We start from the raw sequence: 24290 nt of genomic DNA, 5'->3' as shown, positions 1-24290 counted from the left end.
GACAGCTGGCGAGTATTCTACTTGAAGGCTGTCGTTTATAGACTATCAAAGACATTTCCTAAGTAATTCAATAGAATATGTTCACTGCTGCATGTAACATACGTCTGCCGCGATACGGTCGTGCTAACCAGAATAATAAACACAATAACAAGGCCTAAGAACATGAATAAGGTAATTGATAAGCTCGCTTGGATATTCATTGAAGATGACAAGCTGCTGATGGTGAGATCAAAAGGCAAAGAACTGTTCTACCTACCGGGCGGAAAGCGCGAAGCGGGGGAAAGTGATGAGCAAGCATTGGTTCGCGAAATCAAAGAAGAAATATCAGTAGACCTAGTACCTGATTCAATCAAATACGTTGAGACGTTTACTGGCCAAGCTGATGGTAAAGCGGAAGGCGTGTCAGTACAATTGACATGTTACCTTGCAGGCTATACTGGTGAACTCGCTCCAGACGCTGAGATCGAAGAGCTTAAGTTTGTTGATGGCAACGACAGAGCAGTATGTTCGTTGGCTGCTCTTGTTGCGCTTGATTGGTTAGAAGCAAACCAGTATTTACCTCTTATCAGTAAATAATGGCTCGTTAATACAGAACGGCTGTTTAGAAGATCAGTGCTTATGAAAAGCTTGAAGGGCGACTGTCTTTCATCAGAATATCGAGTTTTCTTTGAGCTTTTTTCGTATCTTGTAAATCTATTACCTCAATCATCTCGCATTCATCTCGCATTCATCTCTTACCATCTCATTGATTAAGCTCGGATAATGACGACAATCTTCAGGTCGATCTAAGTAAATGCTGCACGTATATTTCGCTTGGGCATTCATATCTTTCATTGGAACAACTTCTAGGAAAGGGCAACGACTTAAGCGTTCGCCAGACTCCGGATCAAACCAAATCTCACTACCGCGAACATATTCAAATATGTCTGGGTTGAACAGTTCCCACAAATCAATCTCTTCTTGAGTCGCGGCAAGGTCACCATCTCCATATTTGATACAGCATTTTCCGCATTGATTACAATTTTTCATTAGTGACTTCATTGGTTGGTGAGCTTTTGTCATTTTACCACTGATAGGCGTGGCACGTTGATTTTGTTGTCTATCGTTCGGAACCTCAAAGGAACCACCTCATTTGATATTCATTTATCTAAGTCACAACACTGCAAACAGGGCTGTAAACAGTGATACAATTTGCGCCTAGCAAGTTATTAAAACAAAGGCATTAAAATGAGAACCGTATACACCACCGAAGGCGACATTAACGCAAAGAAACAGAAAGACGCTTACCCAAAGTTGGCGCTATGTGATAATTGCGTTCGAGACTATGTGGTGATTGCTCAAGGTGAACGTACCTACAAGCCTTGTGCGAAATGTGGTGCAGACGATTAATGCGCCTTGATAAATACCTTTGTAAAAGCACAGAACTAACAAAACCCGAAGCCGTTCAGCGAATCCAAACCGGTGAAGTGAGTGTGAACAGTGTGGTTGTACTCGATGAATCTACTCAGGTTCATGAAAGTAACGCTATCTTGCTTAATGGTGATGCATTAACGCTACGAGAGTTTCGGTACATCTTAATGCACAAGCCAGCGGGCACCATCTGCTCCAATATCGACGAAGTGTACCCATCACTTTTTAATTACTTAGAGTTAGATAAAGCGTCTGAACTGCACATCGCAGGACGGTTAGATGCCGACACAACCGGTTTAGTGTTGATCACCGATGATGGCCGTTGGTCTTTCAATATCACACTACCGACCAAGTCGTGTAAAAAGGTCTACCGCGTGACATTGTCACGAGATATCAAGGACGATGTCGCAGATAAGTTCAAGGCGGGTATTCAGTTGCAAGGCGAGAAAGCCCCAACGCGCCCAGCAAAGCTAGAAGTGATTAGCCCCAAAGAGGTGTTACTAACCATCACAGAGGGTAAGTTTCATCAGGTTAAACGAATGTTTGCCGCAGTAGGTAACCGAGTTGTAGGGCTTCACCGAGAGCAAATAGGCGAAGTAAGTTTAGATGTCGAAGAAGGCCAGTGGCGATACCTCACCAAAGATGAAGTTAGCTCTTTTAGCCAGTAACTGAAAACCAATTAAAGAATAAGCCTAGCTAGATCATTAGTCTTCAAAGACATAAGAAAACCAGAAGGAAAGGTGTGTCATGGAAAACCTGAAAGTCGCAGAAATAAAGTCGTTTGTCCCCGCGAAAGACTTCGATTTATCCAAGCGTTTTTATCAAACTCTCGGCTTTGAAATCATGTCTGAGTTCCATGATATCGCTTATTTTCGTCACGGCGATTATGCATTCCTTTTACAAGATTTTTACGAACCGGCGCACTGTCACAATTACATGATGCACTTGCTGGTGGAAGACGTAAAAAGTTGGTATCAACACGTGCAAAACTCTAATGTAATGACGGAATTTGAAGTAACCGTTACTGAGGTTGTAGAGCAGCCTTGGGGAATGCTTGAGTTTTGTATCACTGACCCAAGTGGCGTGCTATGGCGTGTTGCCGAGAACATAAGGCCACGTTAGCCCGTAAACTTGTTTTAAGGCCAGTGAAATGCTTCAAATTGTCCATAAGTCGCTTTATTTATACCGCTCTTCGGTAATTATCAAATAGGTTAAAACATGGATATAAAGGCTAAAATGCACAACCAAGACGTTTATTACTGTGATGACGTTGATCTGGTCGCCGAGCAAACACAATGCTTAGAAGTGCTTTACGATTTCAACCACACTCGCCCGAGTGAAGGCGAGAAGCGCCAACAAATTATGAAGCAACTGTTCGCAGAAGTTGGCGAGGGTTGTTACATCGAGCCACCATTGCGCGCCAACTGGGGTCGTCACACGCACCTAGGCAATAACGTATATGTGAACTTCAACCTAACTCTGGTCGACGACACAGACGTGTTCCTCGGTGATAACGTGATGATTGCGCCTAACGTAACCATCGCGACAGGTACACATCCCATCAGTCCAGAACTCAGGCTCAAAGCCGCGCAATTCAATGTGCCTGTCCGTATCTGTAAGAACGTATGGCTTGGCGCACACACCGTAGTACTTCCTGGTGTCACCATTGGCGAAAACTCTGTTATTGGAGCGGGCAGCATAGTCACCAAAGACATCCCAGCTAATGTGGTTGCCGTCGGAAACCCTTGTAAAGTGTTACGTGAAATCAACGAACACGACAGAGAGTTCTACCACAAAGATCGCCGCATTCCAGAGGAGCTTAAGTAAGCTGTCTCGATCATATTCTCTATGTTGGGAGTTTGGTTATACTAGACAGAAAGATTCTGCATTTTCGCTAATGCTGAGGTTAGCTGTGATGTAAGTCTTTGCCATGTAATGGTTTGGTTGCATATGAGCAGCGCGTATTAGAAACTAGACAGAATAATTATGTGTTTAAATACAGAATTTTTCTGTCTAATAGCTGTTAGTTTGCAAAAGTAGAAAACGTTTTTGGTCAAAGAGCCTAGTTCGGTTTCTGTACTTTACACCTGTGCGTTTTTCGAAAGTTGTACAACCAAATCTCATCGTGCGTAGGGTGTTTTTCGGCTCTTTGAGTTCAAAGTTATTCACTTCTCCGCATCAGTAACTTTGGTCGCTTAGTGCATCTCGCGCGGCTTCTTTTTCTTGATACTTAATCCGTGAAATAGTGGCTTCGTCGCACTTGGTTGTCAGGTTCATCGAATGAATTCTTTGTCATCTAAAATGCTTCAAACTGTGGTTGTTTAGAGCATGTCGCTTCTTAACCAAACGCGTTTTGTTGCTTGGGTTTGAGTTCTGTAGTTTTCAATTTTACATTGGCGTTCAAAGCCAGTAGTTTGATAGCTAATTCAGCACCTTGGCGCTAAACTTTGGCTGCATCGTGTAAGCAAACTAACAAAGCGTTTAAGACAGATTCTGTAGTTGACCCGATCTAGTGGACACCTTCAATTGTAATTGGAGGTGTTTATGCCAGCTTATAAATCAGGTAAAAAAACTCAACAATACCTCACGGAATTTAAGGTAACTGCCGTCCGACTTTCGCTTCGAGAAGGAGCTATAGTTAAAAGCGTGGCGCTATCATTGGATATCCACCCTTATATGCTTTCTAAATGGCGAAAGGACTATAGAGAAGGGGTTATTTTGGAAGATAAACGTAAGAAAAGGACTAAGATCCCGAGTCAGAAAACTGAGTCTAGTCGGATTGCAGAGCTTGAACGTCAGAACGAACAACTTAAGCTCGAGAATGACTTGCTAAAAAAGTGGCAACGATTCGTTGCCCAAGAAAATCGACAAAATTCCGATTCATAGCCCATCACAAAACGCGTTATTCCATTGTATTGATGTGTCGTTTTTTATCTGTTTCTAAGTCGGGTTATTACGCATGGCTTGATAGAGAGCCAAGCCGCTACGATCAAGAAGAGCAGGCTTTGAAGAAGCGGATAACTAAAGTGTTTACCCAGAGTCGAGAGACTTACGGTAGTCCACGAGTTCATGCAGAGCTGAGGCGGCAAGGAGTTTTGGTTAGCCGCAAGCGTGTGGCTCGGATCATGAGAGAGCAAGGGCTAAGAGCGCGAAGTTATCGCATTTACATGAAAATGGCCAAGCTACATCGGTTCTATCAATCGATTAAGAATATTAAAAAAGACACACCAAAACCAACGGCAGTTAATCAACAATGGTCTGGAGATCTAACGTATATAAAGCAAGGTAAACGTTGGATGTATCTAGCGGTCGTTATCGATCTTTACTCGCGTAAAATCGTCGGTTGGTCGCTTGGTAGTAAGAAGAGTATACAGCTAACGATGAGTTCGTTGAGAATGGCAATTAGAAATCGAAAGCCACAAGAGCGCTTATTGTTTCATACCGACAGAGGCTCTGAATATCGAGCCCATGAAGTTCAAGCTTTATTATCAAAAAATGGAATTGTCCCAAGTATGAATCGTCCAGGTCATTGCACTGATAATGCGGAGGTGGAGTCGTTCTTCCATACGCTCAAAGGCGACATAATTAGGAAAAATAGTTTTAAAAGTGAGAAGCAGCTTAGAGATAAACTTGCTGGTTATATCCAGCATTTTTATAACCGTTATAGACTGCACTCAAGTCTTGGATATCGAACCCCGCATGAATATGAAGTAGCGACGGGTTAAAGATAATAGGGTGTCCATTTTATCGGGTGAAGATCATTCCCAACGCTAGGCATTTTCAGTTTGGGTCGGCTTTAGTGTTTAAGGTGGCAAGGTTTTAGGTAGGGTGGTGGCGTTGCTCACTACTTAACGCGGCGTTAGACGTTCCCATATTTAAGTCACTCCCAATTAGTTTCCTCTCACAATACCTTGAGTTACGCTAAAACCATAAAAACCATAAAAACCATAAAAACCATAAAAACCATAAAAACCATAAAAACCATAAAAACCATAAAAACCATTGCATTCTTAATGTTCATAAGTATCATAAGGGCTGTTTCCTAATCTTCATAGCCCAAAGGTGTTCAAATTATGACTTATAAAACGTGGATCTTTATCTCGGAAGAAACTAAAACTTTCTTTATGACAACTCATGTAAATTTCGAGGGCATGACAGTTAAAGCAATTCAACGTGACATCCCAACATGGAAGCGCCCTGAAGAACACCAACGTGAACTTAATGCTCTTGCTGAAGCTTCTGACTTCCGTTTTGAACTTGACGAGGTAAGTCATGTCGATGATCTTCATGACATCAAAGCTCGTTATACATCAAGAGGTTATCGTTGTTTAAATCGTCGCATTGTTCTGAAAAAGAATAACCAACACGTCTAACAAAGCGTTTAAGACAGATTCCCAACGCTTGGCATTTTTAGTGCTATCGTTGGGTTTTGTGTTTAAGGTGGTATGGTTAGGTTTCGTGGTGGCGTTGCTCACTACTTAACGCGGCGTTATAGCTTATAGATCAAGTAACTAATGCAAACTCAATAGTATAGTGTGGTTTTATTCGAGAATTACCGAAGTAACTTCGAGGGGCTTGTGAAATGTTGGGAACAATTCTTTTATTAGGCATGATTGTATGTGGTTATCTAAACCTAAGTTTTTGGATTTTAGTTCCAGCATCTATCGTTGCAGCGTTTATCGGTTTGCACTTTCCTTCAGGCAAAGCTGAAATGATCAAAGCAAGAGGGATGTATTGGCCTACATTTTTCGGCTCCATACCTTTACAGGCAATCTTATTGTCCATTTTGTTTGGTGCTGGATGGGGGCTGAATGCGCTAATCAACTAGTTGTAGGTCCCGCTATAACAAATTGTTCAAGAGTGATTCGGCACGCGTGGCATTTTTACTATGCGTTAGTTTTAGTGGTTAAGGTGTTATGCGGAAGCTTAGGTATTGCGTGCCTCACACCTTAACAAGGCGTTATGAGTAAGAGTTTAATGGAATACCTCAGGAGAATGTAGTGATTAAAATTTATTCAGATGGGGATTCGACTATTTGGGTTCCAGTAGCAAATCGTTCTGAAAAGTTTGGTTGCAGGGCTTTTCTACCAGAACCTAACGTGGATACATATATCTATGGTTATAAAGCTAAAGAAGGTAAGTCAGAAGGCGACTACTTATCAGCTTTGACTGATATACAAAGGTGGCACTTAAAGAATGAACAAGCTGAGTTTCTTATCAAAAGTGGTACTGAGTACCAAAATCAATACCGAGCACGTTGGCGACACGGAAGAAAGGTAGGTTCTCCTATACTTGGACCAACACTTGGTTGGGTTGAGGTGCTTTTTGAAGGCTTATCTCAGATTACCGCGGATGACCTAACTGAAAAGCTTGAAAAATTCGGGGTAAATGTATCAGGCAATTTAGTATGTAATGTTAGTTCTTACGAATTGGCACCCGTAACTGTTTACGATGACAGTGAAATTGAGCAAGCATTACCGGCAGTAACAGCTAAGCTAGGCACTAGGACTCCTAAGGGGCAAGAAGTTGTAAACAAACGAAAAGCTGAGGTAATACAATATCACCGTGATGTTACAGTCGTCGCGTATATTCTAAAAGTAACGGGGGGTAATTGTGAGCTATGCGGTAGCAAAGCACCATTTGTTAAGGAAAATGGTCAACCATACTTAGAAGTTCATCATGTTAAATTTTTATCTGAGGGTGGCTCAGATACCATCACAAATGCGACGGCACTTTGCCCTAACTGTCATAGAGCATTGCACAATAGTATTGATAAAGAGAATTTGCGAGAAGAACTATACGAGAAAGTCTCTAGACTTGTGCGTGAACACTCATAACAAAGCATTTAAGAGTGATTCGCAAGTGGTCTTAACCTATCTCCATTATTAGCGTCTGCAATGACCATGTGGATTTAACTCTTTGTTCTGATTCGATTTTTACTTAAGCAGTATAGTTTTCATATTCTGTTTGATTGTGTAAAAGCGACCATATAATTCGTGCGTTCTTCGCGGCAAGTGCCACTATTGCTCGGTTTATTCCTCTCCGTTCTAGAACGCCTCGACACCACTGGCTTAGCTTATCTTGCTTGTCGCCAAGGTTGGCAATCACGGTCCTTGCTCCGTGAACCAATAGCGTTCGTAAATATTTATCACCGTGTTTGGTTATTCGGCCTAACCGAGATTTTCCTCCTGTGGAATATTGCTTTGGTACTAGTCCTAGCCAAGCAGAAAAATCACGGCTTTTATCAAATTGAGAACCATTGCCTATCGAAGCAAGTATCGCAGTAGCGGTTTGCGGTCCAATTCCTCGAACCTTCATTACTCGTTGAACATTAGTGCTGACCTTAGCAAAAGAATCGAAGACTTGTTCAGTATCGGCGATACGTTGACTCAATTCTCCAAGGTGGTGATAAGCATCGGCAATCACCGTTCTAGCGAGGTGTGGAAGTTCATTTTCTGCGTCTTCTAGCATTAAGGGAACCTGTTTCATCAATGAAGAGCGACCAACGGGAATGATCAACCCAAACTCAGAAAGTAGGGCGCGTATGTGATTCATAAGTGCGGTGCGCTCACGAACCCAATGCTTTCTCATTCTATGTACCGATAAGATGGCTTGCTGCTCGGGGGATTTTACAGGCACAAAGTGAGTAGATGGTCGCTGAACAGCTTCGCAGATAGCAACAGCATCATTAAGGTCGTTCTTTCCCTTAGTTCGATAAGGAATTACGTATTTAACAGCCATAATGCGGGCGTCGTGCCCAAGTTTATTGAGTGTTCTTGCCCAATAATGTGCACCACCACACGCTTCAACGCCTATACGCATGAGTGGCATATTTGCTATTGTAGTCAGTAGTTTAGATCGGGTTACTGACTTATGAAGTAAGACTTTACCATTTTGGTCTACGGCATGAAGACTAAAGTGGTTTTTAACTAGGTCGATACCGCAGAAATAAGAATAATCAGACATGGTGACTCCGATGCATTTAAGTACCACATAAGTGTGGCAGATCCTCGGGAGGGGGAATCCATGTCATTCGTTATATCACCATGAATAAATTAGGATTATCGAAAAATGGTTACTAGTCAGAATCATAAATTCAATCAATTGAAATGGTTGTATTCAGCACTAACAGGTGTATGTGCTGCATTTTTTTCGCTCTTTTTGTGGACAGTCAAGTCTAGATGACTCAATTCTCTTACAGATTTCTACCTTATTGTTTTCAGTATGTTTCCCTTTGTTCGCTACGTTTGCACTGGTTCATGTGATATTGATTGAAGCCAATTTATCAACAGATGCGTGCGAAAAAACACTAAATCAGCCTTGGATTAACCGAATTACTAGATACAGCTTTGTTATGTTTGTTTGCGCATTTGGTTGTTTAATTGGACATTTTTCTCTAACAGCACTTATTGGGGCTATAGTGGTTTCTGTCTGCTGTTACTATAGCTTTCAGAATTTTGTAAAGCAGCTAAATCAAAACCTTAGCCAACAGTGATATAACAAACAATTTAAGAGCAATTCAGCACGCTTGGCATTTTTGGTTTTGGTTTAGTTCAGTGTTTACGGTGGTCAAATTGAGTGTTGTGATCGCGTGCTTCACACCTTAATTGGGCGTTATGTGAATTGGAGAAATTGGGTATTATGAAGAAGCTCATCGCTATATTTATAGCAATCTTGTGTGTAACCTCGATTGATGCACAAGCTAATGATCGTCAGTTAAAGCAAGCATATAACAATCATCAAAGTGACGTCCAAATTCAAGGCTCAGGTACAGTTGTCCGTTTGTTACGTGATGATAACGATGGAAGTAGGCATCAAAAGTTCATATTGAAACTAGACAGTAAACAAACCTTACTCGTTGCTCACAATATTGATTTGGCTCCTAGAATTCCAAACCTGAAAGTAGGCGACCGAGTTCAGTTTCATGGTGAATATGAATGGAATCAAAAAGGTGGCGTAATGCACTGGACACACCATGATCCAAATAATAGACACCCAGACGGTTGGTTAAAGCACAATGGTAAGAAGTACGAGTAAAATTAACATAACAAGCAATTTAAGCAGACTGTCAACGCTTGGCATTTTCAGCACGGTTTAGCTTCAGAGATTTAGGTGTTAAATTTGAGTGTATTGGTGGTGTCAGCTACTTAACTGGGCGTTAGTTTAATAGGATAACTTTATGAGAAATCGTTTAAATGCGGATTTAATTTTTCAGGAACTTGAGCCCAAGCTAAAAGTATTATTTGATAACTATGAGAGTGAAAGTATTTACGCGGTAGTGATTTCTGAAGGCGTTGTTTACATTCATACAGAAGCTGGTCTCAACAAAACTCTCAATGAGTACATTAACTGGTGGGATCAAGCAAACAAGCCCTTAGACAGTTGGGAAGAGCTTGAAGAATACGAAGGGGATAAGTTAGATACTTGGTCTGATTTGGATGGAATCGTAGATACACAAATTCAAGAGAAAGTTAAGGCAAATGAATCTGAGTTGACCGTTACGCATAAAGTTGAGTTGTTGAGGTTGATTAACGCTGAACGTGAGAGTAACAGGTTAGAGGACACATATAAGTCCGAAGAGACCCGCGAACGAGTCAGGAAAAATATCGGAGATTGGAGTAACCGTTATGCTATCGCACTTTATGGTATGTCCGGCTATGATGAAGCAGCATACGATGAGCATTATGAATTGAGTGACGATGATCAAAAGTTAAGCGAATATGGAGTCGCAATGCGGGCTTTACTAGGGCTTATTATGACTAGCGATCTTTTCAAACGAGCGAACTTATCTTCTAACTTTTATCACCGTACACAAGAGCACAACTATTAAACTAACAAATTGTTTAAGAGCGATTCACAACGCGTGGCATTTTCATTATGCGTTGCGTTGCGTTTAGTGTTTCAGGTGGTATGTAGGAGCTTCGGTATTACATTGCTCACCACTTAAGCGGGCGTTATGCCGAAAAGGAGTCAAAAATCATGCCTGAAGTTGACCCATCTAGAATTAAGACATTTAAAACGCCAATAAGTCTCCGCGATTGGCTGGCGTCTAATCACGCCAGTGAAAGCGAATTGTGGGTGAAAGTGTTCAAGAAAAATTCAGGGCTACAAAGCGTTACATGGAACGACGTAGTTCTAGAAACTTTATGCTGGGGTTGGATTGATGGAATAAAGAAATCTATTGATGAGCAAGCTTACCTTCAGCGTATAACACCTAGAACTGCTAGGAGTAACTGGTCCAAAAAGAACACCAAGCATGTAGAACAATTAATAAATGAAGGCCGAATGCAGGAATCAGGTCTTGTTCATGTTCGGGCAGCACAGGCTGACGGAAGGTGGGATAATGCTTATGTAGTGATTGAAATGGATGTTCCTGATGACTTCCTTTCGGCACTTGAAGTAGAGCCTAAAGCAAAGGCGTTCTACGAGAGTCTCACGAAATCAAATCGTTATGTTATTGCTTATGGGCTAATAAGTGCAAAAAAAAGTGAGACTAGAATCAAGAGGTTCGAAAAATACATGAATATGTTAATTCAGGAAGAGAAGCCTAAATAGGTGAGATTCGGCATAACAAGCAATTCAAGCAGACTGTCAACGCGTGGTATTTTCAGTTCCAATTGAGTTTTAGTGATTATGATACGTTGCTTTAGGTTAAGTATTGCGTTGTCAGCGGCTTAATTGGGCGTCATGTTTTTTGAGGAATAAGTAAATTGAATCAAGATAAAATTATCAAAATGGTAGTACTCAGAGAAATGCGCCAAGACGAATATCCGACTTATTGTCAGTATTTCATTGACGATTACAGTCAGGAAATAGCCAAAAACTATGGACATTCTTTAGATGTCTCAATCGAATTAGCCAAGAAGGATTTGCACCGTTGCTTCCCTAGTGGGCTAGAGGGAAATGAGCATTCGTTATTATGTATTGACGCAGAAATAAATGGTGAGCCTAAGCTGGTGGGTTATCTTTGGCACTCAATAAATGTGAGTGACAAATCTACTTTTATTTATGACTTTTTTGTTTCAAGCGAATATCGAGGTCTTGGTTTCGGCACTCAATCTATTTCAGCGTTGGAAGCTCAGCTACAAACGATTGGTATCAGCCAAATAAAGCTTCGGGTCGCGTATCATAATGAACGAGCACTTAAACTATACAAAGATGTTGGTTTCGAGATCACTGGCTTCAATATGTCTAAGAAAGTCAGTGGGTAGTGGGCTCATAACTTAATGCGGAGTTATGTATACAGGAGATACAAATTGATTAGGTATGTTTGAGTGGCAGTAGTCAGTTTCTTATCGGTATGGGTGGGATGTATTATCTAGCTTCAATGACTTTAGATGATTTGGTCGTGGCATTATCTGAATAGGAGGTTTCAATGGAAAAGGTAGTCAAAAATCGCTTCGAAGAGTATCCAGAAAACGCTCGAGTTCGACTAGAAGAGTTACGAGAACTCATTCTAAAGCTATCATCGGACTTACAGTTAGGTGAAGTCGAAGAGTCTTTGAAATGGGGCGAACCAAGCTACAACGTAAAGACTGGCAGCCCAATTCGAATTGACTGGAAATTGAAATCACCCACGAACTACTATTTGTATTTTAACTGCCAGACAAAACTGGTAGACACCTTTCGAGAGTTGCATGGTGATGTATTACGGTTTCAAGGAAATAGGGCCATTGAACTACGTCTATCAGAGCCATTGCCAGAGCCTGAAATTAAACATTGCCTAGAGCTTGCCTTAACTTATCACCAGCGAAAACATTTACCGCTGCTGGGCTCATGATGTTGATTATCATGAAGTATCTGGTTTATCTCACCAATCGAGAAAGTTGCTCGCGGTCTCGTTAAAGACCAATTGTTGAGCACTGCGAGTGCCAAAAGATAATAAAGAATTTATGATGGACTCTTAACGCTTGGCGTTTTCGGCTTAAGTTATTATGAGGATAGAAATATGGAACACGCTCCAATCAAAGATGAGATTACGTTCGATGATTTCGCAAAAATCGATATTCGTGTTGGTCTAATCGTAGAGGTTTCTGAAGTCGCTAAATCTGACAAACTCATGAAATTAACAGTCGATTTTGGCGATCATCAACGCTCAATCTTGGCGGGTATAAAACAAGAGCGCGAAAACCCGAAAGAGCTCGAGGGTAAACAAGCTTTGTTTGTAGTGAACTTGCCTGAAAGAAAGATGGCGGGTGAAGTGTCTCAAGGGATGTTGTTCGACATCGGCTATGAAGATAAATTACAACCATGTTTAGCTTGCCCAGAAACAGAAATGCCAAACGGCGCTAGAGCAGGGTAATTACATAATATAGATTCGTTACTTTTGGTGCTTTCTATACCTTGATTTGCCACAGAATAGAACGACTCAGCGATATTAAATTCAGGGAAAGAATGAGAGTATTGATATCAGGAGCTAATGGATATATTGGCCGTCACGTAACAAAGTTATTTGCAGAAAGTGGCCTTGAAGTATTCACATACGGTAGGAACAAAAGAGTTATACCCTTGTCGAAAAACGTCAAAGAGGCACGCTCAAATTTCGAAGGTTACTTCGATGTTGTTATAAATTGTGCACGTCCGCATTGGTCAGAGTTTTCGGCAGATGAAATTGCAGATATAGAGTATGAGTTACTAAAACGGCTCGATAGATTTGCGGACAAGAATGCGATAAAGATACATACATCGGGTGTTTGGCTCTTCGGTCATGCATCTTACAAAGATCTGGTCGAGTTTAGCTTGAAACCTTTGGATGCTGTTAAGTTAGACGTGGAAACAATAAATTATGCCATTCAAGCGAAGTGGGAAATCGTTTATTGTCCTAGCTTGGTATACGGTGGTGATAATTGTCAGCTAAAGCGAATTATAGAAACGTATTCTAACCGAACTGTTCCAGTGGCTATGCCATCTCTAGGTTATAACCAGTACATTCACGTTTACGACATTGCGAAATTCTATTTGTTGTTGGCGCAACAACAAACCTCAGAAAAGCAGTATTTTATTGCAGAAACTAAAGGTTATAGCCCAGCCGCATTTGCACAATTGCTACTGGGTTCAAAAGTTGTAACGAAGGTTAATGAATGCACATGGGTCGAGTTTGAGGCTGTATATGGTTCCGCAGCTTTAGACATCGAAAAACTGAATCTCAAACTTCCAATTAGCCTTTTGTTTGAACCCACCGAGTTTGTTGGTGAATATATTGAAAAGTATACATAGTGAAATCAATGGAAGAACTTTAGGTTAGCTTTCATGTTACGGTGTAAAGATTCAGAACGAGTCTTTGATTGACGTTGGTTATTGTTCATCGAAGTACTCTCCATTTTTATCATAATCATTCAAGGAAGAAGCATTGTGAAATTAGCTCAGTTAAATATTGCTCTAGCGAAGTACGCTTTAGATGCACCAGAAATCAAAGATTTTGTCGATAATTTAGATCTGGTTAATGGCATAGCCGAAAGCAGTGAGGGATTTGTTTGGCGTCTTAAAGATGAATCGGGTGATGCGACTAATATCAAAGCGTTCGATGATCCGAACATGATCGTTAATATGTCGGTTTGGGACTCAGTAGACTCTTTAAAGAACTTTATGTTTAGAACTCACCATCGCGACTTCATGCGAAGAAAAAACGAATGGTTTCATCGTTTAGCTGAAGATACGTATGTTCTTTGGTGGGTTGAAGCTGATCACATTCCAAGCCTTGATGAAGCTATCGAGCGACTAGATCACCTGAGAGACGTGGGTGACACACCTTATGCATTCACATTTAAAACCAATTTTACTGAATTAGAAGCACAAGAATAGCTTTGTATAACTGTGCTTTTAAGGTTCCTTTGGTATTGTCAGCTTTACATCTTAAAGACGTTGTTTGTTAACGAGGAACTATGACCAAAATCTATTTCGTTTGTGGCTTTATTGGTTCGGGTAAAACTACGTACTCTAAACGACTTGCAGAAGAGCATAACGCCTTTCGTTTCTCCATAGATGAATGGATGATTCCTCTCTATGGTGAGCATATGGATCGTGAAACCTTTGACCGCCGTTTAGCTATTCTACAGGGGTTATTCAAAGACTCGGCAACACAACTTTTTTCTCTCGATGTTCCTGTTATTTTTGACTTCGGTTTTTGGCGTAAAGCCGATCGAAATGCTTTTACTGAATGGGCATCAAATGCAGGTGTAAAAAGTGAAGTGCATTATTTGGATGTTCGATTTGAAACCTGTTGCGAGAGGGCATTTAGTCGCAATTCAGAGTTGAACTGTAAGTCGTATGAAATGACGCCTGAAATGTTGGAGTTGTTCTGGTCTTGGTTTGAAGTTCCAGATCCCAATGAAAATGTGGTTTGGGTTAAAAGGGACTCTTAACCAAGGACATCTGATTGAAGTGTAATAAGATAGGGCACTTGCATTGTTTACCTCTCAATAATACGTTAGATGACGAATGTTATTGATAATGAACAAGGGAGATGTTGTGAGCACTTTGCCAGATGAAACTCAGAAACGATTCATTGCTGTCTTAACTAAGAAGATGGATTTGGGAAGAACACTGAATGTGCTAGGTCATTTGAGTGTTGGTTTATCTGATCAATTGAAAGAAAGTGAAGCCTGTTACGTTGACTATCAAGATATGGACGATGGCGTTCATCCTCACTTATCCCATTATTCCATTATTCCATTATTCCATTATCCTTTCATCGTTCTGAAAGCCGACAATTCAAATAAGCTTCGAAAAATGCGTGAAGAGGCCATTAACCGTGATATCAAATTTACCGATTTCACGAGTACGATGATCGAAGGTGGCTCCATCGAGCAACAGCAAAGAACTAAGCAAACCAAAGAAGCAGACTTAGAGTATCTCGGAGTATGCTTATTTGGTGGCACGGAAACCCTACGCGAATTTACAAAGAAGTTTTGCCTCTATAAATAAGTTTTAGCTCACACATCACAACTGTATGGATATACATGTTTTTGTGTGGGTGTATTATTCTGCTGTTTTTTCAGCATAGAATAAAAAAATGACCAAGCATTTAGAGGCTGGCATCAAAGAGCTAGTCGAAGATTTTCAATTAAATGGTAAACCTTGCCCATCACGACAATCCATAGAAGATAGACGAGCTGGCTATATTGGCAGTACCGTTTTAGCGGGTAATAGCCCTCAACTCGAACGCGTATTTTTAGATGTCATTAACGGCGTTGAGGTAAAAGTTTACAAACCAACGAGCGAACCGAATTTACCGATCACTGTGTACTTTCACGGTGGTTGTTTTATCAGTGGTGGCTTTGAAACTCATGATACTCAATTGAGACAAATTGCTCTTCAATCGAACTCTATTGTCATCTGCATTAAGTATCGACTAGCTCCAGAGCACACTTACCCCGCGGCACACGACGACGTATACCACGCTGTACTCGGCATTAAAGAGTGTGGGCTGAAATATGGTGGCAACACAGACCATTTGGTGTTTGTGGGTGACAGTGCTGGTGGTCAATTAGCTTTGGCTACGACATTGAGGCTTAAGAAATTTGATTCGTGGCTACCGCGCCAGCAGATTCTTATCTATCCAATGTTAGATCCTAATGGCAGTTCAAACAGTTACGTGGAAAACGGGTCAGACTATATTATCACGGCGAACATGCTGCTTTCTGGCTTCGAATTATACGCAAGTAGCGAGTCCAGTTTATTGCATGAACCGGAACTTAACCTTCTGGATGCGAGCTTTCACGGCCTTCCAACCACAACGATCATTACGGCAGAGTTTGATCCATTGCGTGATGAGGGGGGGCAACTCTATAGGTCGATGGCTGCTCAAGGTGTTGAAGCGCGATATGAGCCTTATTTGGGGGTAATCCATGGGTTCTTTCAACTCTCTGGAGTAAGTGAGTCAGCAAAGCGTTGTCTTGAATCTATTTCAAGCCACATAAAACATTCAAACTAACAGCTGTTTAAGTTGCAATTCTTTAACTGACAACTGTTTAACGAACAAGTGTTTAGTGTTAATTTTAGCGCTGTTTAACTCCAAAACAGCGTTGTGAGTATTGTTGGTTTTCATGCAGTAGATTCGGTATGACTGATCAATTTAGTGACAAGATCTCGAGGAATAGCATGGAATACAAACTCGATATTGAGCCATCAGACAAGGACATTAACGAAGTTCGAGGTGGTTTAATTCAGCACAACACACCATTTCTGGAGGGGATACCCAAGTCTCAAGTCGGTTACTATGCCATGGAGCGTGATAGCAAAGTCGGTGGCATTATCGCTGATCTTTGGGGAAACTGGCTATTGATTAGGTTCCTTTGGGTCGACGACTCAATGAGAGGGAAACAAGTAGGAGGTAAACTCTTGCAACTCATTGAAGAGTACGCGCAATCGCAAAGCTGTACATCTTCATTGGTGGACACCTTAAGTTTTCAAGCGAAGCCTTTCTATGAAAAGCACGGTTATGAATGCCAAATGGTGTTAGAAAATTATCCAGTAGATTCATCTCTGGCATTTCTCACTAAGTCCCTTTAGCTATCTAAAATAGATTCATAATGCTTGGTATTTTACCGTGCGTTATGTTTTCTTGATTGACCCTATTTTTGAGCGATTTACTATTGTCGTGATTTATAAATCGGTACGGAAATCACAAACTTTACGTGTCTAGTTGAATACTAATTGAGAAGTCGATTGCATTAAGTATCATGTATTTACGTTGGTTATATAAGTAAATAGTATGAAAAATGATGTCCCCTCGACAATGAGTGATTTGTACGAATATTCAGGCTTTTGGCCTCGAGTTGGTGCGAGTTTAATTGATACTGTAATAATCGGTGCCATCACATACCCTATATTGATTTCGGTTTACGGCTGGGTATATTTTGATAACGAAGCGTTAGTCAAAGGCTTCACAGATCTTGTGTTTGGTTGGATCTTTCCAGTCGTCGCTATTTTGGTTTGCTGGCTTTATCGACAAGCAACACCTGGCAAAATGGCGATATCCGCAAAAATTGTAGACGCTACCACTGGCGATAAACCTTCTCTTCAACAGTATATAGTGAGATACCTTGGATATATCCTAGCGACTATCCCATTTGGGCTTGGAATATTTTGGGTCGCTTGGGATAAGCGTAAACAGGGTTGGCATGACAAATTGGCCAACACTGTGGTTATCTGTAAAAAAGACCGAAAAATACCTCAGAAAGTCAGGTTTTCTTCTAAAAGTTAGTATCTATAGTGAGTCCCAACTCATGGCTCACTATTCATGAATTCGTATTAATCAGCTCTGTAGAACCACACATGTTCAATTCTTGAAACAGGCTTGTTATTGCGGCTCTAGATAAGACTTACAGTTTGATGAGGTATGTATGAAACGAAAAATTCCATTGAAGAACAATGGTCAGTATTGGGTACTAGTTTCAATAATGGCAATCAGCTATGCGATTGTATCCATTGCTATTAGCTTAGTTTCAAAAACTGATTTAGAGCTATTGCCTTTCGTTATTTCAATCATAACGATGGCCGCGGTCTATGCAATATCCGCAAGGTATAACAGAGGCGCCTTATCTATTGAAGGCGAAGATGTTCTTTTGAATGGAATTACCGCGAAGCTATTGTTGAAAAAATCTCTTTTCGGCCGGGACTATATTCAGGCGACCTCACTGACGAAAAATGGGTACCACCGGGTCAATTTTGAAAAAAGGCAGGTGTCGTTAGTTGATTGGGATTTATTGCTAAAAAAGTGCATCTAGTTACATCAAAACATCTTATTTACAGGGTGTTGGTCTCAAGGGTTTTTATAAACAAGCCTGTCTTCGAACGATAAGGATATTCATGAACTTAATCATTATTTTGGTCACTATCTTATTGAGCAGACATGCCATGAGTCAGCTAGGGTATAGCTACAATATCTTTTCGGACCCATTTGACCTAAAGCTATTTCTCATTGATATCGGGCTGTTCATTCTTGTTTATTGGGTATTACACTTTTTATGCACTCGGACAAAACTCATTATCCAAAATTCAATGAAGAAATACAGATAAGGTGTCACAACACGACAATCATAAGTGCTAACTAGCTTAAAGGTTGGGCTTTTTGATGACGCATATTACACAGGTCTACGTAGACTAAGTACCTAAAAAGGCGTTATAAGAGTGATGTTTCGCCCTGTAATTCGGCGTTAGGCAACTGTGTTTTGAATGAGTTAACTCGTAGAGGTATAGAATGAAAAGAATAATATCACTAGGCATTATCGCACTTTCCGCTTCTTTTTCTGTAGCGGCTTCTGATGGTCTAGTTAAGTATGAAAGTAATTACTCGGTAAAAGATACAGCTGATCGCTTCGAAGATATAGCGAAAAGCAAAGGGCTTACTTTGTTTGCAAGAGTTGACCATCAAAAAAATGCGGCCAGTGTGAACCTAGAACTACGACCAACCGAAGTTATCATTTTTGGCAACCCGAAGGTTGGAACTCCTTTAATGCAATGCGCTCAAGATGTCGCTATTGATCTACCTCAGAAGGTCATGGTGAGTGAAGATGATAATAAGAAAGTTTGGCTTACTTACAATAATCCTACGTACCTGATGGAGCGTCATCAAATCCAAGGTTGTGATGAAGTCATCAAAAAGATCTCAGGTGTGTTGAGTAAGTTGTCAGAGGCGACGGTAGCCAAGTAAGCATCGATAGTGTCATCACAAACAGCCTATGCGTGGCTAGCTACGCGAGGTTAGGCTGTCATTAGAACCCCTCAGTCCCATAAAGCGTTAACCAAAGTCGCAAAACAGTTAAGCATAAAAAAGCACACCGGTTTCTGCGGTGCGCTCTTTGTTAAATATATTGATGCTTCATATCCCGATAAAGCTTCCAATGAGTCTTTTATCTATGGGTGAGTTCTTTTCGGATGATCTCTGCACCTGCATGTAATGCATTAAGCTTGGCCGTTGCGATAGAGCGTGGCAGGGGAGCCATTCCGCAGTTAGTGCATGGGTACAAGTTTTCGGCATCTACAAACTCTAGAGCTTTTCGAAGAGTATCCGCAACTTCTTCTGGTGTTTCGATATCGTTGGTGGCTACGTCAATAGCACCGACCATGACTTTTTTGCCGCGAACAAGTTCTAATAGCTCAATAGGCACACGAGAGTTATGGCATTCTAATGAGATAATATCGATATTAGATTTTTGCAGTTTCGGAAATACTTCTTCGTATTGTCTCCACTCAGTTCCTAACGTCTTTTTCCAATCTGTATTCGCTTTGATGCCATAGCCATAGCAAATATGAACGGCAGTTTCGCATTTAAGCCCTTCAATGGCTCTTTCTAAACAGGCGATTCCCCAATCATTCACTTCATCAAAAAACACGTTAAATGAAGGCTCATCAAATTGGATAATATCAACGCCAGCCGCTTCTAAGTCTTTAGCTTCTTGGTTGAGAATTTTTGCAAACTCCCAAGCCAATTGTTCACGACTCTCATAATGATCATCGTAAAGCGTGTCGATCATCGTCATAGGGCCAGGCAGTGCCCATTTAATCGGTTGATCAGTTTGTTGACGTAAGAACTTAGCATCTTCGACAAAAACAGGCTTTTGGCGAGAAACAGGGCCTACAACCGTAGGAACACTCGCATCGTAGCGATTACGAATCTTAACTGTCTTGCGCTTCTCAAAATCAACGCCGTTAAGGTGCTCAATGAACGTAGTAACGAAGTGTTGGCGTGTTTGCTCGCCATCACTAACAATATTGATTCCGGCTTGTTGTTGTTCTTGCAACGAGATACGCAATGCATCGTGTTTACCAGCAATCAATTCCTCACCTTCCAATTTCCAAGGTGACCAAAGTGTTTCAGGTTGAGCTAACCAAGAGGGCTTAGGTAAGCTGCCTGCCGTTGAAGTCGGTAATAGTGTTTTCATAATAAGTGCCGCTATATTCTGGGTTAATTACAATGCGTAGTTCGCAGACCAATTCTCAAGAGTCGCTTGGTGCGGCTTAATGAAGTGTTCTTCAGCGAATTTACCCTGTTCAATAGCTAATTGGCTGCGCTCTTCTCGATCATAAACAATTTGAGTCAACGAGTGATCTAAGCTCTTCAGGTTCGGCTGGTAGCATTTACCGGCAACTGCGTTCGCATTATAAATCTCTGGGCGGTAAATCTTTTGAAAAGTTCCCATCGTACTGATGGTGCTGATCAGTTCAAAATTGGTGTAGTCATTAAGTAAATCGCCAAAGAAATAGAAAGCTAACGGTGCTGCGCTATTTGGCGGCATAAAGTAGCGAACTTGTAATCCCATCTTCTTGAAATATTGCTCAGTGAGAGAAGACTCGTTTGGCTGATATTCAACGCCTAACACAGGGTGTTGATTTTCAGTTCTATGATAGGTTTTATTGTCTGAAACACTGAGGCATATCACTGGCTGTTTATTAAAGTTCTGTTTATAAACTTCCGAGTTCACAAAATATTTAAAGAGTTTTCCATGTAGGTCACCAAAATTATCTGGAATGCTAAATTTTGGTTGGCCCTTATTATGATCCAGTAGCAATACACTAAAATCATAATCTCGAACATAAGAAGAAAAGTTGTTCCCAACAATGCCTTCAATACGTTTTTTGGTGGTGTGGTCAACGATATTTGTTTTCAAAATTTCGATTGAAGGAAAGGCTTGGTCGCTGCCTTCAATGTCCATATCAACAGAAATTATTTCCAACTCAACAGAGTAGCGATCACCGTTTGGGTTATCCCAGTTCGCTAAGGCATTGAAACTGTTATCAATCATCTTTAATGCGTTACGTAGATTCTCTTGGCGGCTATCGCCTCTCGCTAAGTTAGCAAAATTGGTTGTGATACGAGTACTGTCTGAAGGACGATAATTTTCATCGAGACAAATGCTTTTAATTGTAAAGTTAAAGTCTTTATTCATAGTGTTCGGTATCCCAATGTTTTGATTTCTTAGTCAGCACTTTACACAGATTTTAGTTTGAGGCCGTGTGCTGATTTAAGAATTAAATTCAATAATGTTTTTTGCTATGGGATTATTTATACGTGCTTGAGCGAAAGGTTAATAATGGTTTTCTTTCACATTCAACATGAGGATTATTCATGATGTATTCGTTTGAAAAATAAAGCGACCGTCAGTTATATTAATTGGCTGAATGCGGTCGTAACTGAATTTATGGCGCAAATTAGCCCCTAAATATATAAGGAAATAAGCGAAATGAGTGAATGGCTGTTGTTGATTTTATACTGTGCGATACTTGGCAGTGGTGTAGGTTTCTTGGCTGGATTATTAGGTATCGGTGGGGGACTTATTATTGTCCCGGTACTCAGTAGTATTTTACTGCACTTCGGATCTTTACCAACAGATCAGGTCGTGATCGTTGCAATTGCAACGTCATTAGCATCGATACTATTCACATCAACATCGTCTGCAATTGCCCATCATAAAAATGGCAACGTGCCATGGAATCTTGCGCCATGGATAATGACGGGTGTTGCTCTTGGCGCGTTGGTTAGTGGTTTTATGGCGGCGCTATTGCCAGAACAAGTGGTGCGTTTGATCTTTACCGTGAGCGTCGTACTCATCGCGATTAAGATGTTCCTAAGCAGTAAAAGTGACGCCTCTAAAGAACGTCAGCTACCCAATAAAGCATTGTTAACCTTTTTTACCACGATCACTGGCGGGCTATCAGCCATGATCGGTATCGGTGGTGGCGCGTTATTGGTGCCTTTACTGACGTTCTTCTCACTGGACATGAAAAAGGCCATAGGTTGTGCGTCTGCATGCGGTATTGTCATCGCGTTGTTTGGTTCGATAGGTTATATAAGCTCAGGTACTGCGCACTTTTCTTTAGAGGATGGATTTGCTGGGTTTGTCTATCTACCTGCTTTGTTGGGTATTGTTTGTACTTCATGGTTCACTGCACCTTTAGGGGCAAAAGCGACCAATTACTTACCCGTTCCAACGATCAAAAAAATCTTCGCTGTATTACTATTAGCCATGGCTGCCAATATGATTATTCGTTAAAAATTAATGGTCGTTAAGAGTTAGTGGTCGTTAACAATAAATGTTCGTTAAAAACCGATGAACGAACGACTCCGAGAAGGTATTAAGCCTATAGGGTGATACGAGTTCACCCTGTGATATCACAAAATACGTTCGAATAGATTTTATCGTTTTAGTGGTCGTGTAATGCTTAAGTTCATATGCAGCGTTGCTTGTTGTTCGTGGCTAATTGTTCACGGCTGATACGTTAACAATTCAAGGGAAGTCATTTGGATATCATCAAACAATTAGAAAAGCTCATGTCGATGAATGAATCCACTTGGCATAAGCACTCTAATCCATGGAGTGTTTATACTCGATTTACTCTTCTTCCACTGATTTCTCTCGCTTTTTGGTCTAGAGATTGGATCGGAATCTATTCTGTACTGGCAATATTGGCCTCTTTCCTTTGGGTATGGATTAATCCGAGGTTATTCCAAGCTCCTGATACAACAAACAACTGGGCTTCAATGGGTACGTTTGGCGAGCGTATCTACCTGAATCGTAAAGTTGAGTCTATTCCTCATCATCATGTAAAACCCATTCTGGTTCTTCAGTTCTTAACTGGGCTAGGCTTGCCCGTTTTTGTATATGGCTTATGGAGCTTGGACTTAACCTTAGTCGTCATAGGTAACCTTTGGATTGCTGTATTTAAGGCTTGGTTTGTCGATAGAATGGTTTGGCTGTATTTGGATATGAAAGACACCAAACCTGAATATGCGAATTGGTTAAAGTGAGACAAAAAGGCCGGATAAAGTGCTTGTGTGTCGTCTTTCTGGTTAGGTTTGAATGAAATTGTTTAGATAATGGAGTATTTAGTTCGTGTTATATCCAAAGGCTTTAAAAGCAGGTGACAAAATTGGTTTCTTCTCGCCATCTTCTCCTGCCACAGTATTCGCTCCGAATCGATTTAATCGTGCTAAATCTTATTTGGAATCGCAAGGTTTCGTTTTAGTTGAAGGCTCACTCACAGGGCAGTCGGACAAGTATCGCTCTGGTTCGATTCAAGATCGAGCTGAAGAGTTGAATCAGCTCATTCGTGATCCAAGTGTCCGATGTATCATGTCTACAATAGGTGGCACCAATAGCAATTCACTGTTGCCTTATATTGATTACGAAGCGTTGAAAAACGACCCTAAGATCATTATTGGTTATTCAGACGTAACCGCATTGCTGCTTGGTATCTATGCACAGACAGGGCTAATCACATTCTATGGTCCGGCGTTGGTTGCTTCTTTTGGTGAACTTCCGCCATTGGTCGATGAAACATTCCGTTCATTCATTGATATTTTGTGTTCGGACTCCGAACAATATCAATACGTTATGCCCCTGGAATGGACAGATGTGAAACATAATTGGGAAACACAAGATACAGCGAAACTTGTGTATCCGAATGACTGGCAATTCTTGGGGGAAGGTAAGGTTTGTGGTCGTCTTCTTGGGGGGAACTTGAATACGATGGCTGGGATTTGGGGAAGTAAGTATATGCCAGATCTTCAGGCCGGTGACATCTTACTTATTGAGGATTCATTAAAGGGCATTGAAAGCGTAGAACGTTCATTTTCACACCTTCTAGCCTGTGGTGTTTTTGATAAAGTCGGTGCCATTATTCTGGGTAAGCACGAGCTATTCGATGACAAAGAAACAGGACGGGCACCACTTGATGTTCTACTCGAAGTTTTAAATGGCAAGCCAATCCCAATATTCTGTGGATTTGATAGTTGTCATACTCATCCAATGCTTGTAACACCTTTAGGAGTAACGTGCTCAATCGATTTTGATAATCACACTTTTGAGATTAAAGAACGGTGGCTTTCAGAAACATAATATAAATGCTCAATAGTGATTTCCAACGCTTGGCATTTATAG

General features: G+C 40.9%; 30 protein-coding genes and 1 pseudogene. 27 read left to right on the top strand and 4 right to left on the bottom strand.

All coding sequences use genetic code 11. The annotated features are described in order from the left end of the window. Positions 1 to 162 precede the first annotated feature (162 nt). On the top strand, positions 163 to 576 hold the full coding sequence (locus IHV80_RS08515) for an NUDIX hydrolase (protein WP_192888712.1): 414 nt from the start codon (positions 163 to 165) through the stop codon (positions 574 to 576). A 40-nt stretch (positions 577 to 616) separates the two neighbouring features. On the opposite strand, the pseudogene IHV80_RS08510 reads toward IHV80_RS08515, so the two are convergent. Beyond that, positions 617 to 1029, bottom strand: a pseudogene (locus tag IHV80_RS08510) (YkgJ family cysteine cluster protein). Between the two features lie 198 nt (positions 1030 to 1227). Between IHV80_RS08510 and IHV80_RS08505 the strand changes: the two are divergent. The 8 genes from IHV80_RS08505 to IHV80_RS25170 all read left to right on the top strand — a co-directional run bounded on the left by IHV80_RS08505 (position 1228) and on the right by IHV80_RS25170 (position 7247). Further along, positions 1228 to 1389, top strand: coding sequence for a hypothetical protein (locus tag IHV80_RS08505; protein WP_012604036.1), 162 nt, complete (start codon positions 1228 to 1230; stop codon positions 1387 to 1389). Continuing rightward, positions 1362 to 2078: a pseudouridine synthase gene (locus tag IHV80_RS08500; RefSeq protein WP_192888711.1), complete on the top strand. Its 717-nt coding sequence runs from the start codon at positions 1362 to 1364 to the stop codon at positions 2076 to 2078. Before IHV80_RS08505 ends, IHV80_RS08500 begins: the two co-directional genes overlap by 28 nt. Positions 2079 to 2157: 79 nt before the next feature. Continuing rightward, positions 2158 to 2532, top strand: coding sequence for a VOC family protein (locus IHV80_RS08495; protein WP_102383068.1), 375 nt, complete (start codon positions 2158 to 2160; stop codon positions 2530 to 2532). A gap of 96 nt (positions 2533 to 2628) precedes the next feature. Next, complete coding sequence (locus IHV80_RS08490) at positions 2629 to 3237, top strand: sugar O-acetyltransferase (protein ID WP_192888710.1); 609 nt, start codon at positions 2629 to 2631, stop codon at positions 3235 to 3237. Between the two features lie 717 nt (positions 3238 to 3954). Continuing rightward, a protein-coding gene (locus IHV80_RS08485; protein ID WP_192888709.1) for an IS3 family transposase occupies positions 3955 to 5135 on the top strand; the annotation gives its coding sequence in 2 pieces (ribosomal slippage) (positions 3955 to 4240 and positions 4240 to 5135; 1182 coding nt in all). 348 nt (positions 5136 to 5483) lie between these two features. Continuing rightward, the gene (locus IHV80_RS08480) at positions 5484 to 5783 is read left to right on the top strand and encodes a hypothetical protein (RefSeq protein WP_192888708.1); all 300 of its coding nucleotides are present in this window, start codon (positions 5484 to 5486) and stop codon (positions 5781 to 5783) included. 209 nt (positions 5784 to 5992) lie between these two features. Continuing rightward, positions 5993 to 6238 (top strand): hypothetical protein, encoded by a 246-nt coding sequence (locus IHV80_RS08475; protein ID WP_192888707.1) that lies wholly within the window; start codon positions 5993 to 5995, stop codon positions 6236 to 6238. A 172-nt stretch (positions 6239 to 6410) separates the two neighbouring features. Beyond that, positions 6411 to 7247 carry an HNH endonuclease gene (locus IHV80_RS25170; RefSeq protein ID WP_226088478.1) on the top strand — a complete coding sequence of 279 codons (837 nt, stop codon included), beginning with the start codon at positions 6411 to 6413 and terminating at the stop codon, positions 7245 to 7247. A gap of 103 nt (positions 7248 to 7350) precedes the next feature. Here IHV80_RS25170 and IHV80_RS08460 read toward each other — a convergent pair whose 3' ends face one another. Continuing rightward, positions 7351 to 8376: an IS110 family RNA-guided transposase gene (locus IHV80_RS08460; protein ID WP_192888705.1), complete on the bottom strand. Its 1026-nt coding sequence runs from the start codon at positions 8374 to 8376 to the stop codon at positions 7351 to 7353. A gap of 675 nt (positions 8377 to 9051) precedes the next feature. Here IHV80_RS08460 and IHV80_RS08455 point away from each other — a divergent pair. From IHV80_RS08455 to IHV80_RS08380, 15 genes are all read left to right on the top strand, one after another. Beyond that, positions 9052 to 9447, top strand: a complete 396-nt coding sequence (locus IHV80_RS08455) for a DUF3465 domain-containing protein (protein ID WP_192888704.1) — start codon at positions 9052 to 9054, stop codon at positions 9445 to 9447. Between the two features lie 142 nt (positions 9448 to 9589). After that, positions 9590 to 10240: a hypothetical protein gene (locus IHV80_RS25330; protein WP_264158375.1), complete on the top strand. Its 651-nt coding sequence runs from the start codon at positions 9590 to 9592 to the stop codon at positions 10238 to 10240. 149 nt (positions 10241 to 10389) lie between these two features. Further along, entirely contained in the window at positions 10390 to 10965 is a 576-nt protein-coding gene (locus IHV80_RS08440; RefSeq protein WP_192888702.1) for a YdeI/OmpD-associated family protein, read from the top strand. 179 nt (positions 10966 to 11144) lie between these two features. Then, complete coding sequence (locus tag IHV80_RS08435) at positions 11145 to 11621, top strand: GNAT family N-acetyltransferase (protein ID WP_192890736.1); 477 nt, start codon at positions 11145 to 11147, stop codon at positions 11619 to 11621. A 164-nt stretch (positions 11622 to 11785) separates the two neighbouring features. Then, on the top strand, positions 11786 to 12190 hold the full coding sequence (locus IHV80_RS08430) for a DUF1801 domain-containing protein (RefSeq protein ID WP_192888701.1): 405 nt from the start codon (positions 11786 to 11788) through the stop codon (positions 12188 to 12190). Positions 12191 to 12358: 168 nt separating this feature from the next. Continuing rightward, the gene (locus tag IHV80_RS08425) at positions 12359 to 12712 is read left to right on the top strand and encodes a tRNA-binding protein (RefSeq protein ID WP_192888700.1); all 354 of its coding nucleotides are present in this window, start codon (positions 12359 to 12361) and stop codon (positions 12710 to 12712) included. Between the two features lie 92 nt (positions 12713 to 12804). Beyond that, a complete protein-coding gene (locus IHV80_RS08420; RefSeq protein ID WP_192888699.1) occupies positions 12805 to 13626 on the top strand; it encodes an NAD-dependent epimerase/dehydratase family protein in 822 nt (273 codons plus the stop codon). 135 nt (positions 13627 to 13761) lie between these two features. Next, positions 13762 to 14211, top strand: coding sequence for a DUF3291 domain-containing protein (locus tag IHV80_RS08415; RefSeq protein ID WP_192888698.1), 450 nt, complete (start codon positions 13762 to 13764; stop codon positions 14209 to 14211). A gap of 80 nt (positions 14212 to 14291) precedes the next feature. Continuing rightward, positions 14292 to 14771, top strand: a complete 480-nt coding sequence (locus tag IHV80_RS08410) for an AAA family ATPase (RefSeq protein ID WP_192888697.1) — start codon at positions 14292 to 14294, stop codon at positions 14769 to 14771. Between the two features lie 106 nt (positions 14772 to 14877). Further along, a complete protein-coding gene (locus IHV80_RS08405; RefSeq protein ID WP_192888696.1) occupies positions 14878 to 15333 on the top strand; it encodes a DUF2000 domain-containing protein in 456 nt (151 codons plus the stop codon). 88 nt (positions 15334 to 15421) lie between these two features. Beyond that, positions 15422 to 16342, top strand: coding sequence for an alpha/beta hydrolase (locus tag IHV80_RS08400; RefSeq protein ID WP_192888695.1), 921 nt, complete (start codon positions 15422 to 15424; stop codon positions 16340 to 16342). 167 nt (positions 16343 to 16509) lie between these two features. After that, complete coding sequence (locus tag IHV80_RS08395) at positions 16510 to 16920, top strand: GNAT family N-acetyltransferase (RefSeq protein ID WP_192888694.1); 411 nt, start codon at positions 16510 to 16512, stop codon at positions 16918 to 16920. A gap of 202 nt (positions 16921 to 17122) precedes the next feature. Then, positions 17123 to 17614, top strand: a complete 492-nt coding sequence (locus IHV80_RS08390) for an RDD family protein (RefSeq protein ID WP_192888693.1) — start codon at positions 17123 to 17125, stop codon at positions 17612 to 17614. 139 nt (positions 17615 to 17753) lie between these two features. Further along, on the top strand, positions 17754 to 18137 hold the full coding sequence (locus IHV80_RS08385) for a hypothetical protein (RefSeq protein ID WP_192888692.1): 384 nt from the start codon (positions 17754 to 17756) through the stop codon (positions 18135 to 18137). Between the two features lie 473 nt (positions 18138 to 18610). After that, positions 18611 to 19063: a DUF302 domain-containing protein gene (locus IHV80_RS08380; protein WP_192888691.1), complete on the top strand. Its 453-nt coding sequence runs from the start codon at positions 18611 to 18613 to the stop codon at positions 19061 to 19063. A 199-nt stretch (positions 19064 to 19262) separates the two neighbouring features. Here IHV80_RS08380 and IHV80_RS08375 read toward each other — a convergent pair whose 3' ends face one another. Beyond that, a complete protein-coding gene (locus tag IHV80_RS08375; RefSeq protein WP_192888690.1) occupies positions 19263 to 20294 on the bottom strand; it encodes a methionine synthase in 1032 nt (343 codons plus the stop codon). Between the two features lie 27 nt (positions 20295 to 20321). Further along, a complete protein-coding gene (locus IHV80_RS08370) occupies positions 20322 to 21299 on the bottom strand; it encodes a DUF1852 domain-containing protein (RefSeq protein ID WP_192888689.1) in 978 nt (325 codons plus the stop codon). Between the two features lie 294 nt (positions 21300 to 21593). On the opposite strand from IHV80_RS08370, the gene IHV80_RS08365 reads away from it, so the two are divergent. From IHV80_RS08365 to IHV80_RS08355, 3 genes are all read left to right on the top strand, one after another. After that, positions 21594 to 22403 carry a sulfite exporter TauE/SafE family protein gene (locus IHV80_RS08365; protein ID WP_192888688.1) on the top strand — a complete coding sequence of 270 codons (810 nt, stop codon included), beginning with the start codon at positions 21594 to 21596 and terminating at the stop codon, positions 22401 to 22403. A 248-nt stretch (positions 22404 to 22651) separates the two neighbouring features. Further along, positions 22652 to 23158 carry a DUF6653 family protein gene (locus tag IHV80_RS08360; RefSeq protein WP_192888687.1) on the top strand — a complete coding sequence of 169 codons (507 nt, stop codon included), beginning with the start codon at positions 22652 to 22654 and terminating at the stop codon, positions 23156 to 23158. A gap of 85 nt (positions 23159 to 23243) precedes the next feature. After that, positions 23244 to 24248, top strand: coding sequence for a S66 family peptidase (locus IHV80_RS08355; RefSeq protein WP_192888686.1), 1005 nt, complete (start codon positions 23244 to 23246; stop codon positions 24246 to 24248). Positions 24249 to 24290 lie beyond the last annotated feature (42 nt).

Source organism: Vibrio bathopelagicus (assembly GCF_014879975.1).
Taxonomy (GTDB): Bacteria; Pseudomonadota; Gammaproteobacteria; order Enterobacterales; family Vibrionaceae; genus Vibrio; species Vibrio bathopelagicus.
This window is presented reverse-complemented; position numbering and strand designations above follow the sequence as displayed.

Coding starts and splice junctions, on each gene's coding strand:
- IHV80_RS08395 (WP_192888694.1), top strand. CDS start 16,510: ATGGAATACAAACTCGATATTGAGCCATCAGACAAGGACATTAACGAA.
- IHV80_RS08455 (WP_192888704.1), top strand. CDS start 9,052: ATGAAGAAGCTCATCGCTATATTTATAGCAATCTTGTGTGTAACCTCG.
- IHV80_RS08430 (WP_192888701.1), top strand. CDS start 11,786: ATGGAAAAGGTAGTCAAAAATCGCTTCGAAGAGTATCCAGAAAACGCT.
- IHV80_RS08435 (WP_192890736.1), top strand. CDS start 11,145: ATGGTAGTACTCAGAGAAATGCGCCAAGACGAATATCCGACTTATTGT.
- IHV80_RS08380 (WP_192888691.1), top strand. CDS start 18,611: ATGAAAAGAATAATATCACTAGGCATTATCGCACTTTCCGCTTCTTTT.
- IHV80_RS08375 (WP_192888690.1), bottom strand. CDS start 20,294: ATGAAAACACTATTACCGACTTCAACGGCAGGCAGCTTACCTAAGCCC.
- IHV80_RS08365 (WP_192888688.1), top strand. CDS start 21,594: ATGAGTGAATGGCTGTTGTTGATTTTATACTGTGCGATACTTGGCAGT.
- IHV80_RS08400 (WP_192888695.1), top strand. CDS start 15,422: ATGACCAAGCATTTAGAGGCTGGCATCAAAGAGCTAGTCGAAGATTTT.
- IHV80_RS08410 (WP_192888697.1), top strand. CDS start 14,292: ATGACCAAAATCTATTTCGTTTGTGGCTTTATTGGTTCGGGTAAAACT.
- IHV80_RS08480 (WP_192888708.1), top strand. CDS start 5,484: ATGACTTATAAAACGTGGATCTTTATCTCGGAAGAAACTAAAACTTTC.
- IHV80_RS08440 (WP_192888702.1), top strand. CDS start 10,390: ATGCCTGAAGTTGACCCATCTAGAATTAAGACATTTAAAACGCCAATA.
- IHV80_RS08490 (WP_192888710.1), top strand. CDS start 2,629: ATGGATATAAAGGCTAAAATGCACAACCAAGACGTTTATTACTGTGAT.
- IHV80_RS08390 (WP_192888693.1), top strand. CDS start 17,123: ATGAAAAATGATGTCCCCTCGACAATGAGTGATTTGTACGAATATTCA.
- IHV80_RS08505 (WP_012604036.1), top strand. CDS start 1,228: ATGAGAACCGTATACACCACCGAAGGCGACATTAACGCAAAGAAACAG.
- IHV80_RS25330 (WP_264158375.1), top strand. CDS start 9,590: ATGAGAAATCGTTTAAATGCGGATTTAATTTTTCAGGAACTTGAGCCC.
- IHV80_RS08385 (WP_192888692.1), top strand. CDS start 17,754: ATGAAACGAAAAATTCCATTGAAGAACAATGGTCAGTATTGGGTACTA.
- IHV80_RS08370 (WP_192888689.1), bottom strand. CDS start 21,299: ATGAATAAAGACTTTAACTTTACAATTAAAAGCATTTGTCTCGATGAA.
- IHV80_RS08495 (WP_102383068.1), top strand. CDS start 2,158: ATGGAAAACCTGAAAGTCGCAGAAATAAAGTCGTTTGTCCCCGCGAAA.
- IHV80_RS08420 (WP_192888699.1), top strand. CDS start 12,805: ATGAGAGTATTGATATCAGGAGCTAATGGATATATTGGCCGTCACGTA.
- IHV80_RS08460 (WP_192888705.1), bottom strand. CDS start 8,376: ATGTCTGATTATTCTTATTTCTGCGGTATCGACCTAGTTAAAAACCAC.
- IHV80_RS08475 (WP_192888707.1), top strand. CDS start 5,993: ATGTTGGGAACAATTCTTTTATTAGGCATGATTGTATGTGGTTATCTA.
- IHV80_RS08515 (WP_192888712.1), top strand. CDS start 163: ATGAATAAGGTAATTGATAAGCTCGCTTGGATATTCATTGAAGATGAC.
- IHV80_RS08425 (WP_192888700.1), top strand. CDS start 12,359: ATGGAACACGCTCCAATCAAAGATGAGATTACGTTCGATGATTTCGCA.